General features: G+C 41.6%; 13 protein-coding genes. 12 read left to right on the top strand and 1 reads right to left on the bottom strand.

Features of this window, described 5'->3' with window-relative positions:
- Positions 1–2: 2 nt before the first annotated feature.
- Positions 3–1253: an imidazolonepropionase gene (gene hutI / locus ACOYVE_RS04400; RefSeq protein WP_422881011.1), complete on the bottom strand. Its 1251-nt coding sequence runs from the start codon at positions 1251–1253 to the stop codon at positions 3–5.
- A gap of 125 nt (positions 1254–1378) precedes the next feature.
- On the opposite strand from hutI, the gene glgA reads away from it, so the two are divergent.
- The 12 genes from glgA (at position 1379) to nrfD (ending at position 15613) form a co-directional block, all read left to right on the top strand.
- On the top strand, positions 1379–2866 hold the full coding sequence (glgA, locus tag ACOYVE_RS04395; protein ID WP_422880999.1) for a glycogen synthase GlgA: 1488 nt from the start codon (positions 1379–1381) through the stop codon (positions 2864–2866).
- Positions 2867–2869: 3 nt separating this feature from the next.
- Positions 2870–3445: a D-glycero-alpha-D-manno-heptose-1,7-bisphosphate 7-phosphatase gene (locus ACOYVE_RS04390; RefSeq protein WP_014854733.1), complete on the top strand. Its 576-nt coding sequence runs from the start codon at positions 2870–2872 to the stop codon at positions 3443–3445.
- Complete coding sequence (locus tag ACOYVE_RS04385) at positions 3442–4632, top strand: hypothetical protein (RefSeq protein ID WP_422880997.1); 1191 nt, start codon at positions 3442–3444, stop codon at positions 4630–4632. The genes ACOYVE_RS04390 and ACOYVE_RS04385 overlap by 4 nt, the downstream gene beginning before the upstream one ends.
- Positions 4633–4636: 4 nt before the next feature.
- Positions 4637–5881 (top strand): hypothetical protein, encoded by a 1245-nt coding sequence (locus tag ACOYVE_RS04380; RefSeq protein ID WP_014854731.1) that lies wholly within the window; start codon positions 4637–4639, stop codon positions 5879–5881.
- Positions 5882–5908: 27 nt separating this feature from the next.
- Complete coding sequence (locus ACOYVE_RS04375) at positions 5909–7144, top strand: tetratricopeptide repeat protein (RefSeq protein WP_014854730.1); 1236 nt, start codon at positions 5909–5911, stop codon at positions 7142–7144.
- Positions 7145–7304: 160 nt separating this feature from the next.
- A complete protein-coding gene (gene glyA / locus ACOYVE_RS04370) occupies positions 7305–8606 on the top strand; it encodes a serine hydroxymethyltransferase (protein ID WP_014854729.1) in 1302 nt (433 codons plus the stop codon).
- A 4-nt stretch (positions 8607–8610) separates the two neighbouring features.
- A complete protein-coding gene (gene tatC, locus ACOYVE_RS04365) occupies positions 8611–9366 on the top strand; it encodes a twin-arginine translocase subunit TatC (protein ID WP_014854728.1) in 756 nt (251 codons plus the stop codon).
- On the top strand, positions 9363–10343 hold the full coding sequence (locus ACOYVE_RS04360) for a polyprenyl synthetase family protein (RefSeq protein ID WP_422880995.1): 981 nt from the start codon (positions 9363–9365) through the stop codon (positions 10341–10343). Before tatC ends, ACOYVE_RS04360 begins: the two co-directional genes overlap by 4 nt.
- A gap of 111 nt (positions 10344–10454) precedes the next feature.
- Positions 10455–11024 carry a cytochrome c3 family protein gene (locus ACOYVE_RS04355; protein ID WP_422880993.1) on the top strand — a complete coding sequence of 190 codons (570 nt, stop codon included), beginning with the start codon at positions 10455–10457 and terminating at the stop codon, positions 11022–11024.
- A gap of 11 nt (positions 11025–11035) precedes the next feature.
- Complete coding sequence (locus ACOYVE_RS04350; RefSeq protein ID WP_157867271.1) at positions 11036–11197, top strand: hypothetical protein; 162 nt, start codon at positions 11036–11038, stop codon at positions 11195–11197.
- 10 nt (positions 11198–11207) lie between these two features.
- Complete coding sequence (locus ACOYVE_RS04345) at positions 11208–14249, top strand: TAT-variant-translocated molybdopterin oxidoreductase (protein ID WP_422880991.1); 3042 nt, start codon at positions 11208–11210, stop codon at positions 14247–14249.
- Positions 14246–15613, top strand: a complete 1368-nt coding sequence (gene nrfD / locus ACOYVE_RS04340; protein ID WP_014854724.1) for an NrfD/PsrC family molybdoenzyme membrane anchor subunit — start codon at positions 14246–14248, stop codon at positions 15611–15613. The genes ACOYVE_RS04345 and nrfD overlap by 4 nt, the downstream gene beginning before the upstream one ends.
- The last annotated feature ends 2 nt before the right edge of the window (positions 15614–15615 follow it).

Here is a 15615-nt window from a genome sequence, read left to right as displayed (position 1 = left end):
GATTACTCCGTTTCGCGTTTGTAAATTATTTTCCCTTTTTTAATTGTCATTACGTTGAGATTATTTCCGATATTATAGATTATTTCCGAGATATCCTTTGCGTTCATCAGGGCAAAGTCTGCCTGCTTACCTATTTCAATACTGCCGAGAATGTTATTCATTCCGACGGCTTTAGCCGCGTTGATTGTAGTTGCGGAAATTATTTCGCCGGCGGTCATCTTCATTTTTAACGCAGCCAGACTCATCATAAGATGGAAGTCGGCTATATGAGAGCTGCCCGGATTAAAATCGGTCGACAGCGCTACGGTGGCGTTTAAATCTATTAATTTTCTGGCGGGGGCGTAATTATAATCGAGAAAGAACGATACGCCCGGCAATAATACCGCGGTTAATTCGGAATTGGCGATTTTTTCGATTTCTCCGTCGTTAATTACTTCCAGATGGTCGACCGAATGCGCCGAATGCTTGAGCGCTACTTCGATTCCTCCGATACTGTGGAATTGATTTGTGTGAAGTCTGAGTTTAAATCCGAGTTCTTTTGCTTTCGTGAAAATCAAATCGGTTTCTTCCGGATTGAAAGCGGTCTTTTCGCAAAAAACATCCGTAAATTCCGCCAGATTATTTTTGCGGATATAAGGCAGAAGTTCTTCTACGATTAATTTCAAGTATTCCTTGTGGTCGTTTTTATATTCGGGCGGATAAGTGTGCGCTCCGAGGAAAGTGGGAATGATATCGATCTGTGAATTTTTTTTGTAGTAATTTATCACCTGCAATAGTTTAATTTCGTCGTAATAGCTCAATCCGTAGCCGCTTTTGATTTCGAGAGTAGTAATGCCTTGCGAAATAAAATTTTTAATACGCGGAGCCAGAAGTCGGATCAATTCGTCGTAAGAAGCCTGCCTGACCGAATTTACCGTCGATATAATGCCGCCTCCTTCTTCGGCAATCTCTTCGTAAGATTTGCCTGAAAGCCGCATAAGGAATTCGTTCGAACGGTTACCCGCAAAAGCGCTGTGAGTATGACATTCTACGAATCCGGGCAAAACCAATAAATTCTCGGCGTCGATAATTTCGTCGGCTTTAATTCTATTTGCTGATGAATTTGGTAAAATATCTTTGATTATTCCGTTCTCGATGTAGATTGAGTGGTTTGTAAGAATATCCTGGTCGTTCATCGACTTGCCCGGTTTGAAGTTTCTGCCCGAAGTATTAACCGTCACAATTTGATCGGGATTTTTAAGGAGGATTTTCATCAAAAAAAACACCTGATTTTTTGTTTAAATTAATATAGAGAATAAAGTCGTCTATTTCTAATTTTTTGTTAAAGGGGATAAAATTTCGTATTTTTCGAAAATAAAAAACAAAGGATCTTACCAAAATGCCTTCAAAGTTTAAAATCCTTTTCGTTACCCCCGAAGCAGTTCCGTTTGTAAAAACAGGCGGCGTGGCAGACGTATCTTCAGCGCTGCCGCAGCGTTTACAGGAAATGGGACACGATGTTCGAATCATATTGCCCAAATACGGCGCAATCGACGAACGTAAATTCAAGATACACGAGGTGGTTAGATTAAAGGATATCCCGGTTAATATAGCCGGAAAAGAAGTCGTTTTTTCGCTGAGATCTTCCTTTTTAGTAGGACCAAAAGCAAGAGTACAAATTTATTTCCTCGATAATCCCGAATATTTCGGCAATCGCCACAGCCTTTATGCCGATCCGATTACGGGAGAAGATTTTCCCGACAACGACGAACGGTTTATCTTGTTTACCAAAGCCGTTTTTGAATTGATGCTAAAACTCGGATGGACGCCAGACGTAATTCATTGCAATGATTGGCAGAGCGGCTTGGTGCCAGTTTATATGAAAACAATCTACAAAGACGAGCCGCAATTTTCTTCGACAAAAACACTGCTTACAATTCACAATATATTCCAACAGGGCGAATTTCCGTTGTCGTCTTTCGAAAAAACGGATCTGCCAGATGAATTGGCGACCGAGAAAGGATTGCTCCACAATAAAAAAATCAATTTCCTAAAAGGCGGAATTCTATTCGCCGATAAAATTAATACCGTGAGCGAAACGTATGCAAAAGAGTTGACAACCGCGAAAATCTACAGCGCAGGTTTGCAAAAATATCTCAAAAAGAGAAGCAAGGATTTGTTCGGTATTATTAACGGTATCGACAGATTAATCTGGGACCCGGAAAAAGATACTAAAATACCTCAAAAATATTCAGTAAAAAAACTCGACAATAAGAAAGTTAATAAAAAAGCCTTGTCGGAAAATTTCGGTTTTGAATATGAAGAAGACGTTCCGATTATCGGCGTTATATCGCGCTTGACTGACGAAAAAGGGATGGATCTTTTGCAGAAGGCATTTAATCAGTTGATGAAACTGAAGATTAAAATGGTATTGCTCGGCGCCGGCGACAAGAAATACACGAAATTTTTCAGCGAAATGGCGACGAAATATCCCGGTAAATTTTCGTGTTTTATCGGATTCGACGAAGACCTGGCGCATTTGATAGAAGCGGGTTCAGATATGTTCCTTATGCCCTCGAAAATCGAACCGTGCGGTCTCAATCAATTGTATAGCCTTAAATACGGCACAGTACCGATAGCGCACAAAACCGGCGGTTTGGCAGACACAATTATTCAGTTTGATGAAAAAACGAAGACGGGAAACGGTTTCCTTTTCGAAAAATATACAGTTACGGAGTTGGTCGGAGCTGTCAAAAAAGCTCTCAAACTTTACAATGAAAATAAAGAATTATGGACGGAATTGATGAAAACTGGCATGAAAGGCGATTACAGCTGGCTCAATTCCGCCAAAAAATATGTTGAACTTTACAAAAAGTTATCCGATTAATTAATGCGACCTGCATTATTCCTGGACAGAGACGGGACAATCAATCACGACCCAGGTTACATTCGAGACCCTGAGATTGTCCGTTTGATCGACGGCGTCGCCGAAAATCTGAAAGATTTAAAAAGGAAATTCGATTTCAAACTGATCATAATTTCGAATCAAGCCGGAGTGGCAAAGGGACTGATGACTATTGAAGACGTGGAAGCGGTTAATAAAAGAGTTAAAGATTTACTTGAAGAAAACGGCGTAGCAATAGACGATATATATTATTGTCCTTATCACCCCGATTTTGACCCGCCGGAAAAATCGAAATGTCGGAAACCTTCTCCGTTTATGATTTTACAAGCTGCTAAGGATCACGATATTGATTTGTCGAAATCTTTTATGATTGGCGACAGAGCAAGCGATATCGAAGCTGGTATTAATGCAAATATTAAAACGATTCTGATTTCACAACAGAAGGAAAACGGTGAGATTGAAAACTTGATTAATGACGGCAAAAAGCCCAATTTTGTAGCCGCTGATTTTTATGAAATCAACAAATATATTACTCAAACTTTCGCGGAGGAAAATAATTGATTAGAAAATTTAAACTGATATTTCCCGTGCTCATCGGAATCTTGTTGATTTCATGCAATCAGGACCCGACTTCGGTTGGATACGATTTGATTAAAGACGACGCCACTCTTTCGTTTCATCTTTTCAATACGGACTCGGCTAATGTAAAAACAAATTCGTATACTTATCAGCGCAATTTGCAACTGGGAATATCGAGCAAACTACTAGTAGGCAAGAACGACAAGTACGAAGCGCAGGCGTTGTTGAGATACGAATTTTCTGTGCCGGATTCGGTAATCACTCTCGCGCAGGGCAACAATCTGAATATTTCCGAGGCTTCAATCTATATCAAATTGAAGTACTACCTGGGAGATAAATCATTGCCGTTCGATTTTACAGTCCATCGCATAACCAGCTACTGGAGCACCGCAGGTTTCAACACAGACAGTCTCGACGCTCTTCAATATGATTATCGGGATATTGCATACGAAAAAACAGTCGACGATACGTCGATTACTTTTAAGATAGACCCTTCAATTGTGCTCGATTGGATAAAATATAGCGCGGATTCCAACGCCGCCGAACCCAACTATGGCATTCTAATAAAGCCAACTAATAATACCCAACGGATTGTGGGTTTTAACGCATATCAGCTTTTTACGGATACCGACCTGCCTGCTTTGACAATTATGTACGGGCGAAATGAAGTTACGGATACTCTATCGGCTCTCCCTTATATGGATGTGCATGCGATCAAAGGCGATCCGGTAATTTCCGACAACGACATGGTTCTACAAGGCGGATTGTTTAACAGAGGTTTTCTCTATTTTGACCTTGCGGATTTACCTAAGAATATCATAGTTAACAAAGCGGAATTAGAGTTATATATAGACAAATTAAAAACTATAGACGGCGTACCCTCCTCGGATTCGATTATAGTAAAAGTATTGGCCGACAGCGTAGAAAAATCTTACACTTCCGACAGCACAATTACAACAATTTTGTCAAGGGACGGCGACAAATTCAAGGGAGACATTGCCTGGATTGTTCAAAAATGGGTGTCGGATACTTCTTACACAAATCAGGGACTGGAATTGTATCTCGCCGACGAAAAAGAATCGTTGGCAACAATATGGATATACGGCGCGCGTTCGGTGAACGAAGGTATACGTCCTAAATTGAAAATAACATACTTAAAAAGCAGATAATTTTATGAAGAAAATATTAATCGGATTTTTAATAATAGTAGTTCTGCCGTTTGTATCTCATGCATCCGGAGGCTCGGTATATTCTCGGTTTGGCATTGGCGATCTGTTCTTCAGTTACGATGCCCGGAGGATGTCGATAGGCGAACTCGGAATTGCGTTGAAGGATTTCGATTATCTCGGTTCGATGAACCCTGCCGGATGGTCGGCGCTCAAGTTCACCCGCTTTGAAACCGGAGTGGTTTACCACGGCAACAACATCTCTTCGAACAGTTCGTCGGTGTATCATTCCGATTTGATCATACCCGGCTTCATGATCGGCTTTCCCGTATATCAAAAATACGGCGTCAGTCTTGTTGCCGGAATTGTGCCGTATTCTAACGTCGATTACAAACTGAGCGTCGTAACCGATTCCTCGATAGTAGGAGGATACACTACGGATTACGAAGGCAAAGGCGGAATTTCCAAAGTGATGATTGGCGGAACATATCAAATGCCGTTCGGCGCCACATTAGGATTTTCGCTCGATTATTATAACGGAAAAATTTCGAGAAAAACTTCCATCGAATTTATTTCGAGCGACGGTTTGATAGACGGCTCCTTTTCGGACGAGTACAGTTACATTGCTGCCGGCCTGACGGTTGGCGCGATTTCACAAGATTTATCCGGTTTACTGGGATCCGATAAAATAAGCGATTTGAGGCTTGGCGCTTTTTATTCGAATTCGGTAAATGTCAAAGTCGACAGTGTGAACCAGGCTGCAACAGTAATCGGGACCGTTACTTCGTCGCAGGGAAGCGTATCGGAAAAAATTCCGGCTCGTTACGGCGCGGGTATCTCGTTCCTTTTGGACGACGACTATCGTTTCATAGCCGATTATCTGCACCAGTCTTTCAGCGACTTTACGCACAACAATCTTAAATCCGATGTGATGCAGGACATAAACAAGTACAGTATCGGTTTCGAGTACAGGAAATCCGATGTCCGCTCGAACAGTTTCTGGGAACTGGTAATGCTCCGTTTCGGTTTAAGCTATGAAGAATCTCAATATAAAATAAACGGAAAAGGGATAGACCAGATTTCTTTTTATACGGGGTTCTCGATACCGCTGGATATAGCAAACAGACTCGACTTTGCGTTCCAGTACGGTCGACGCGGCGCTAAAGATAATAATTTATTGCTCGAAAATATTTATAGATTTTCAGTAAGTTTGAGTATCGGAGAACTCTGGTTTATTAGACAAGACAGATAATTGAAAACAAATTAGGGGATTTACAAATTGAAACACTTAAAATATTTGCTGATGATGACCTATCTTTTAGGCGTTTCTTCATTATATGCCCAAAATCAATTGATGGCTAACTTTTCTTTATTCTACGAATATCATAAGAATAAAGATTATGTCAGCGCGGCTCCTTACGGATGGAAAGTTATCAATGAGGATCCATCGCAATTCATTAAATACAAAATATTCCCTAAAATGGAAGAAACGCTCTGGTATTTGCACGACAGTACGAACGCTACCGACGACGAAAAGAAAGCGCTTACCGACACCATTCTTTACTTCTACGACAAAGCGATACAATATGAACCCGATTTGGCGGGATATTATTTAGCGCGTAAAGCTTACGTTATGGAAGTATGGGCAGATGAATCCGCCGAGAAAATTATTCCCGTTTACGAAGAAGCTCTGGCCAAAGATCCCGAATTGCCCGCGTTTTATAAGGACAGACTCGGAATTCTCTACATCAAAAGCGCCAACGAAGAAAACGGGTATAAGTTAAAGGCGCTCGATCTCTATTCAAAATTATCCGAAGCCGAGCCGGATAATCCGTTATGGATACAAAAATTGGAATCGATTGCCGAGAATATCGAAGAATTGGTTGAGATCACAAAAAAATCGTGGGACCTCGACAAGGAAAATCTCGAAAAAGCATGGAAATATGCTTCTACCTGTCTGAGAGCTCAGGATTATGAAAAAGCCGTAGAGCCGCTTGAATTTCTTACTCAAAAAGCGCCGGATGTAATCAATTACTGGAAACAGCTTGCAAGCGCTTACGATAAGCTCGACAAAACAGACAAAGCAATTAACGCTTACAAAAAAGTTATCGAACTCCAGCCCGACGGAAAAGAAAATTACGTCAATCTCGCGTTGATTTATAAAAGATTGGATCAGCTTTCGGTTGCTAGAACTTATCTTCAGAAAGCCATGAAAATCGATCCGCAGTGGGACTATCCGTATCTTATTGAAGCGCAATTGTACGAGCAGGCTGCGCGTTCCTGCGATTATGATTTTATGGCTAAATGCGTTTATCAACTTGCAGTTGATACCTACAGAAAAGCCGCTTCTTTGGGCGGGCAATACGCTACGGTTGCCGCAGACCGCGTTAAAGCTCTGCAAAATTCGGTGCCTACTAAAGAGGATTATTTCTTCAGAAAACTTAAATCGGGCGATACCATTAAAATCGAAGGAGCCTGCTACTCGTGGATCGACAGGTCGATTCAAGTGCCGTAAGATTTTAATGTAATTAAGATTAATTGCCGTCTCTTTAATCGGGGACGGCTTTTTTTTTGCCGACTGACAATTATCATTTTTTATCAACGCAAATTAATGTTAGAATAACCGGAAGGAAAACTTTATATTTGTGTGTTAAAAAAAATCACAGGAAAAAATTATGCTTAATTATCTGGCTAACGACCCTGAAATTTCAAAGATATTGAATCTTGAAATCGGAAGGCAGGTTAACAACCTCGAATTAATAGCTTCTGAAAACTTTGTGAGTCTTGCCGTGCTTGCTGCGACAGGTTCCGTATTGACCAATAAATATGCCGAAGGATATCCGGGTAAAAGATATTACGGCGGCTGCGAGTATGTTGATATGGCCGAGGAGCTGGCTCGCGAAAGATTGAAAAAATTGTTCGGAGCCGAGTACGTAAACGTTCAGCCTCACAGCGGGTCTCAGGCAAATATGGCGGTCTTTATGGCGCTGTTGAATCCCGGCGATAAAATTCTGGGGTTGAGTCTGGATCAGGGCGGACATCTTACTCACGGTTCGCCGGTGAATTTTTCGGGTCAAATATACAATGCCGTCTCTTATACATTGAGCAAAGAAACCAAACTCCTCGACTATAATTTAATAGAAGATATAGCAAAAAAAGAAAAACCGAAACTTATCGTCGCCGGCGCAAGCGCGTATTCACGAGACTGGGATTACAGTAAATTCCGTGAAATTGCCGATAAAGTAGGCGCTTTTTTAATGTGCGATATGGCGCATCCCGCAGGATTAATCGCCAAGGGTTTATTGAACAATCCTCTGCCTTATTGCGACGTGGTTACATCCACAACGCATAAAACATTGAGAGGTCCCAGAGGCGGCGTGATCTTAATCGGAAAAGACAAAGAAAATCCGATGGGTATTAAAACCGTCAAAGGCGACAGGCTTAAATTAATGTCCGAAATTTTTGACGGAATGGTAATGCCCGGAATACAGGGCGGACCGCTGATGCATGTAATTATGGCAAAAGCCGTTGCATTCGGCGAAGCTCTTCAGGATTCGTTTGAAATCTATGCCAAACAGGTGATATCGAATGCAAAAACTCTAGCGGCCGAATTGATGGCTCTGGGATACGAAGTTGTATCGGGCGGTACGGACAATCATCTGATGCTTATCGATTTAACCAATAAAAATATTAGCGGTAAAAAAGCCGAGAATGCTTTGGGCGCAGCCGGTATGACGGTAAATAAAAACATGATTCCTTTCGATACGAAAAGCCCGTTCGTTACCAGCGGTATTAGAATCGGAACTCCGGCAGTTACTACACGCGGCATGAAAGAAAACGAAATGAAAATAATTGCTTCGTTTATCGACAGAGCCATTAAAAACGTGGAAAACGAAGAGGAGCTGAATAATATTAAATCGGAAGTGAAAGAACTTTGCTCGAAATTTCCGCTTTATCCCGAATTAATTAACGGTTGATTAAGTGGCAGACGATACCAAACTCCTGAATGAAGAAAACGAGTCCGGTGAAGTCGAAATGACTTTTCTTGAACACCTCGAAGAATTGAGGTGGCGAATCATTTACTCTTTGATCGGAATTTTAATAGGCGCTATTATAGCCTGGGTGTTCATCGATTTTATTATCGATGGAATCCTTTTGCTGCCGGCGCGTCAATCGCATATAAAACTTCAGAATCTCAGACCGTTCGGACAATTGTTCTTGTATTTTCAGGTGGCGATTATCGTCGGTTTGATTTTTAGCTTTCCGAATGTCGTCTATCAGTTCTGGAAATTCATAGCTCCGGCTTTAAAAGAAAACGAAAAAAAATATATTACTTCGATAGTTATTTTTACAACGTTTTGTTTTTTGGCGGGAGTTGTATTTGCTTATTTCGTAATGCTGCCTTTGACGTTGAAGTTTGCGGCTGAATTCGGCTCGGAAGCTATCGAAAATAACTTTGCAATCGACGAATATTTCTCGATTATTTTAAGCGTAATTATCGGCGCCGGACTCGTATTTGAACTCCCGATGCTTTCTTTTTTCCTGACTAAAATCGGGATACTTAATCCCGGCATAATGAGACGTTACCGCAGACATGCAATTGTCGCCATTTTGATACTTGCCGCAATTTTAACTCCCGGCACCGATCCGGTATCTCAGATTATTCTGGCTGTTCCATTGGTTTTCTTATACGAAATAAGTATTTTAGTTTCAAAAATATTCCAGAAGAAAAATTGAGCATTCATACGCTTTCCGATATAACACACAGCGTCGATAAAGAGTTAAAAGAATTCAATGCCGTTTTTAAAAAATCGCTAAAGTCGAATGTAGGCATTGTAGACCTTGTCACTAAGTATATTCTAAAGCAGAAAGGGAAAAAAATTCGCCCTCTGCTTGTTTTGCTCTCCAGTAAAATATCCGGAGGCATTACCGAAAGAAGCTACAGGGGAGCCGGACTCGTTGAATTGCTCCATACTGCCACTTTAGTGCACGACGACGTCGTTGACAATGCCGATACAAGACGAAATTTCCCGTCGATAAATGCAATATGGAAAAATAAAGTTGCAGTTCTGATGGGCGATTATCTGCTGGCAAAGGGACTTATGTTAGCCGTCGAATATGAAGACCACGACTTCCTCAAAGTGATTACGAATACCGTAAAAAGGATGTCGGAAGGCGAACTGTTACAGATAAGAAAAACGAGAAAACTAAATAACGATGAGGCTACATATTTCAGGATTATTTCGGATAAAACCGCTTCGTTATTGTCTACTTGTTGCGAAATCGGAGCTATGGCCGCCACGAACGACTCTAACAAAATTAAAGCAATGCGGGAGTTCGGCGAAAACCTCGGCATAGCTTTTCAAATTCGTGACGATATACTCGACTTCATTGGCAAATCGAGTATTTTAGGCAAACCTCTGGCCGGTGACATAAGGGAAAGAAAGCTTACTTTGCCTTTGATTTATGCGTTGAGTAAAGCAGATAATGACGAAGCCAAATCCGTTTTGAAATTAATTAAAAACGGAGGGAAAAACCTGGATGTTAATACAGTTATTGAGTTTGTAAAAAAACACGACGGCATAAGTTACGCCGAAGAAAAAGCCAATGAATATGCGCGTAAGGCGTTGACTTGTCTCGAGCAGTTCGAAGACTGCGACGCCAAAGACTCTCTCTCAGGGCTCGTTCATTTTGTAGTTGAACGAAAAAAATAATTTTTTCTATTAATGAATTTTTGTTAGATTCTCGTTGTTGTGTATATTTAAATCTTGAATTCAGATAATTGTACATAATATCTTATTATTAATCTTAATTCAGAGCCATTGATGAAAAAACATTATTTGGATTATCTTCTTAAAATTCGGTTGCCTCTGACATTATTTGTCATTATTTCAACTTTTATCGTTACCTATTACGTTTCTCGTCCGGAACGGGACGGTCTCGGGTACGAGCCTGAACAACCGATTAATTTTTCACACAAACTTCACGCCGGCGATATGGCTATCGATTGTCAATATTGTCACGTAGGCGTCGAAAAGTCAAGGCAAGCAGCAATTCCGTCTGTCAACATCTGTATGAATTGTCATACTTACGCCCGCAAGGATAGTCCCGAAATAATTAAACTCGCCAAATATTACGAAGAAAATAAACCGATACCCTGGAAGAGAATTCATAAAGTGCCCGACTACGCTTATTTCAATCACAGCGTCCATGTCAATAAAGGCATTCAATGCGAAAGCTGTCATGGCGACGTGGCTCAGATGGAAAAAATTTCTCAGGTCAGACAGTTTACGATGGCTGCGTGTCTCGATTGCCATCGCAGTCCGCATGAAAATTTACCGTATCTGAAGGACGTAAAAAACGGTCCTGAAAATTGTTTTGCTTGTCACAGATAGCCGGAGAAGAGATGGAAAAAATTTATAAAAGAAGAAAATTTTTTGAAACAATCGGCGTTTTGTCTCTGGCGGGATTCATTGCCGCTCTATTGCCCAAAAGATTTTTGAAATTCAAGAGCAACGACAAAATAAAAGTAAACATTCATAAAGACGCCGTAAAAAGAGTAAAATAAGGTTTCAATTATGAACAAAAAAGATTTCTGGAAAAGCCTGAAAGACTATAACGACAGCGAAGAGATTCGTAAAATAAAAGAGAACGAATTTATGGAAGGGGTAACGGAAGATTTTGACCCCGATAAATTATCAAAACTATCGCGCCGGAAATTTCTGGCGCTGGTTTCTGCGACCGCAGCCATAGGAGCTACGGCATGTACGGATTACCGCGATAAAGGCGAAATAATTCCTTATAACAAAAAGCCCGAACATCTCTTGCCCGGTAAAGCAAATTACTATGCCTCTACGTGCGCGGGTTGCACCAGCGCATGCGGCGTATTGATTAAAACGCGAGAAGGAAGACCAATTAAAGTCGACGGCAATCCCGAACATCCGATCAATCGCGGTAAACTTTGCGCAAAAGGTCAGGCTTCGATTTATAATTTATATGATCCGGAAAGACTCCGTTACCCGGTTATTAAAGGGAGAAGGTCGGACTGGAAAAGAGTCGATTCGGAAATAGTCGACGCTTTGAAAAAAGCGGCTGATGAGAATAAAGAAATCGCGCTCTTTGCGGGAAACGTTAAATCTCCTTCGACTTTGAGAGTAATGGAGCAATTCAAGAAAAAATATCCCACAACAAAAATTTATTCTTATCAGCTCTTCAATGAAAGCACGCGCCAAAAAGCATGGGAAATTTCCTATGGCTCGAGTGAATATCCTGCGATTCGATGGGAGCAAGCCGATGTAATATTCAGCGTCGAAGGCGACTTCCTGGGCAACGAAGGAAATTACATCGAAAATACAAGAAGATTTTCTCAAGGACGGGATATTGTTAATAACGGTAAACTAAACCGATTGTACATAGCCGAAAGCCGGATGAGCGTTACCGGGATGATGGCGGATTACAGACTCAGAGTCAGTCCTTTAAAACAATTTAATTTATTAATGGGCTTGGCTAACGCTCTTTATAAAAAAGGAAGCCAAATAAAACTTCCTTCGGATTTTGAGTCGTTTCTCGGAAAATTCGATCTCGAGGAATTTCAGGAAGATGAAAAAATAAAACTTCTGATCGAAGACCTGGACGGAAACAGGGGCAAATCTATAGTATATACAGGTAGCAATTTACCTGTAGAAATGCACCTGGCTGCTAACTTGCTGAATGAAATTCTTGGCAATACCGAATTATACGACACGAAATATTCGTTTGTTGATCTACTTCCGTTATCGGAAATGAACGATATCCGGACTTTATGTGATAATATGCGTACCGGTAATGTAGGCGTAGTTATTCATTTGGACACAAATCCCGTTTTTCATCTTCCCGCAGATTTCAGATATGCCGATGCGCTTAAATCCGTTCCGACAGTAGTTACAATTACAAGTACAAAAAGCGAAACCGCGGACTTGAGCGGGTATGTGCTTCCGGAAAGCGCGCCATTCGAGAGCTGGGGCGATGATTATGCGCGCAGCGGCGTCTATGGCTTGCAACAGCCTGTTATCGCGCCCTTATTCGATACGCGCCAGAAAGAAGCTATATTGTTAAGATGGTCGGAAGGTATTGACGATGAATTCAATGACGGCAGATATCGCGATTTCATAGCCGAAACTTGCAGAGCGCAGGTTTATGAGAAAATAAAACCCGCCTCGGATTTCAAAGCTTTTTGGTACGCTTCCTTACACGACGGATTCGTCGAATTCAATGAAAGCGCTGAAAAGCTTGTCTTCAATCCCGGCTCATTGAAAGAACTTATGAATACTAAAGTTCCCGCGGGTGAATACACTTTGTTGATAACCGAAAGTTACTTTGTAGGCGACGGAAAATATGCAAATAACGGTTGGCTTCAGGAATTACCGCATCCGGTAACCAAAGTTACTTGGGATAATTATTTGTCGATATCGCCCGCTACGGCCAAGAAAATGAATCTTGAAATGAACGATATGGCCGAAGTTTCTTATAATGAAGTCAGTCTTAAACTGCCTGTATTTGTCCAGCCCGGAATGAGCGACGATACTCTTCACATAGAAGCGGGATACGGAAGAAAGAGCGCAGGCGTAGTGGGCGAAGGCGTTGGTTTTAATCCTCTCGTATTTATAACAAAAAATTCGGACTATTCTCCTTTTATTCAGACAGGCGTAAAACTTAACAAATCCGAAGGAAAGTATACTCTGGCTTCCACACAGGAACATCATTCGCTTGACGATACATTCGTAAAAGACTTTCATCGTATCAGAAAAATTATTCAGGAAGGCACGCTTCCTCAATACAAAAAAAATCATCATTTTCTGCATGAGGAAAAACACGAACTTTTCAGTATCACCGACGAGCATAAATACGACGGCGTAAAATGGGCTATGGCAATAGATCTGAACAAATGTACGGGATGCAATGCTTGCGTGGCGTCGTGCAACGTTGAGAATAATGTGCCTGTGGTGGGAAAAGATCAGGTCGCAAAAGGAAGGGAAATGCAATGGATTCGTATAGACAGGTACTATTCGGGCACGCCCGACGAGCCTGTAGTAAGCAATCAGCCCATGTTGTGCCAGCATTGCGATAATGCGCCGTGCGAAAATGTATGTCCGGTCAACGCTACGAATCACAGCCCCGACGGCTTGAATCAAATGGTGTACAACCGCTGCGTCGGAACCAGATATTGTTCGAATAACTGTCCATATAAAGTGAGAAGATTCAACTTTTACAATTACAGGGATCATTTTGAAGACTCATATTACGAAAACGAATTGACCTCGCTTGTAAATAATCCAGAAGTTACAGTTCGTTCCAGGGGCGTTATGGAAAAGTGTACTTTCTGCATTCAAAGAATTATGGAAGCCCGTTCCGAAGCTATAGCCAGAGGCGAAGAATTTAAAGGCGCCGGAATTCAGACAGCCTGCCAGCAAGCTTGTCCTTCCGAAGCCATTGTATTCGGAAACGTGAACGACCCGAATTCCGAAATCGCAAAGTTAAGAGGACACGACCTTGCATATCACGTACTGGAAACTTTGAATGTGAAACCGAATATCTCGTATTTAGCTAAAATCAGGAATATCCATACGGAGGAAATTCAGTGAGTTCAGTCGATTACACGCACGAAGCTTCTGTTATAGAAGGCAGACCGCCGTTAAGGTCTCTTGACGATTTAATTTCCAAGCCGCTCGAGACCAAACCGGATAAGAAATTTTATATTGCGCTTTCCGTTACGTTGTCCATGCTCGGGTTGTTCGTCATCGGTCTGTTTATGACTTTTTATTACGGTATCGGAACGTGGGGCAATCATATTCCGGTGGCATGGGGATTCGGCATTGTCAATTTTGTCTTCTGGGTAGGTATCGGTCACGCAGGAACTTTGATCTCGGCTATCCTATTTTTGTTCAGACAAAAATGGCGTACGGGAATAGCCCGATTTGCCGAGGGCATGACTATTTTTGCAGTGATGACGGCGGGTATATTTCCGCTAATTCACACCGGCAGACCCTGGCTGGCGGGATATCTCTTTCCGTATCCCAATCAGCATTCGATCTGGGTTAATTTTACTTCGCCGCTTCTCTGGGACGTATTTGCGGTATCGACCTATCTGACTGTTTCTTTGATTTTCTGGTATGTGGGATTGATACCCGACTTTGCCACTTTGAGAGAGAAGACGTCGAACAAAATCAAGAAAGTAATCTATTCGATTTTCAGTCTCGGCTGGAGATTTTCGAACAGGCACTGGCAGCATTATGAAATGGTCTATTTGATCTTAGCCGGATTTGCAACTCCGCTTGTCCTTTCTGTTCATACAATAGTTAGTTTCGATTTTGCCGTATCGATACTGCCCGGCTGGCATACTACAATATTTCCGCCATACTTCGTAGCCGGCGCGGTTTTCTCGGGCTTTGCGATGGTGCAGAACGTTTTGATTTTCGTACGGAAGATTTTCAATTACGAACATATTATAACCGTCGATACGCTCGAAAGGATGAACAAAATTATTCTACTGACGGGCTCGTTGGTCGGATATGCATATTCGATGGAGTTTTTTATTGCCTGGTACAGCGGGGTTCAACCGGAACAATTTACGTTTATCAATCGCGCTTTCGGTCCGTATGCGTGGGCTTACTGGATAATGGTTTCGTGTAACGTTCTTGCGCCGCAATTATTCTGGTTCAAAAAAATAAGAAGAACCATCCCCGTAATGTTTGTAATCGCGGTGTTTGTAAATGTCGGCATGTGGTTCGAACGTTTTGTAATAGTTGTTACTTCATTGTCGAGAGATTATTTGCCTTCGAGCTGGCAGTATTTTACGCCGAGTTTAGTCGACTTTATGATATTAATCGGGAGTTTCGGATTCTTCTTTACGTGGATTTTACTCTTTACGAAAGCATTGCCCGTCGTATCGATTGCCGAAGTTAAAGCGGTAGTAGACGGGGCTCAACCTTCTCATAAGGAGCATTGACA

The sequence above is a fragment of the Melioribacter sp. genome, assembly GCF_049325435.1.
Lineage (GTDB): Bacteria > Bacteroidota > Ignavibacteria > Ignavibacteriales > Melioribacteraceae > Melioribacter > Melioribacter roseus.
The sequence above is the reverse complement of the archived record's forward strand: the minus strand, read 5'-3'. Positions and strand labels throughout refer to the sequence as shown.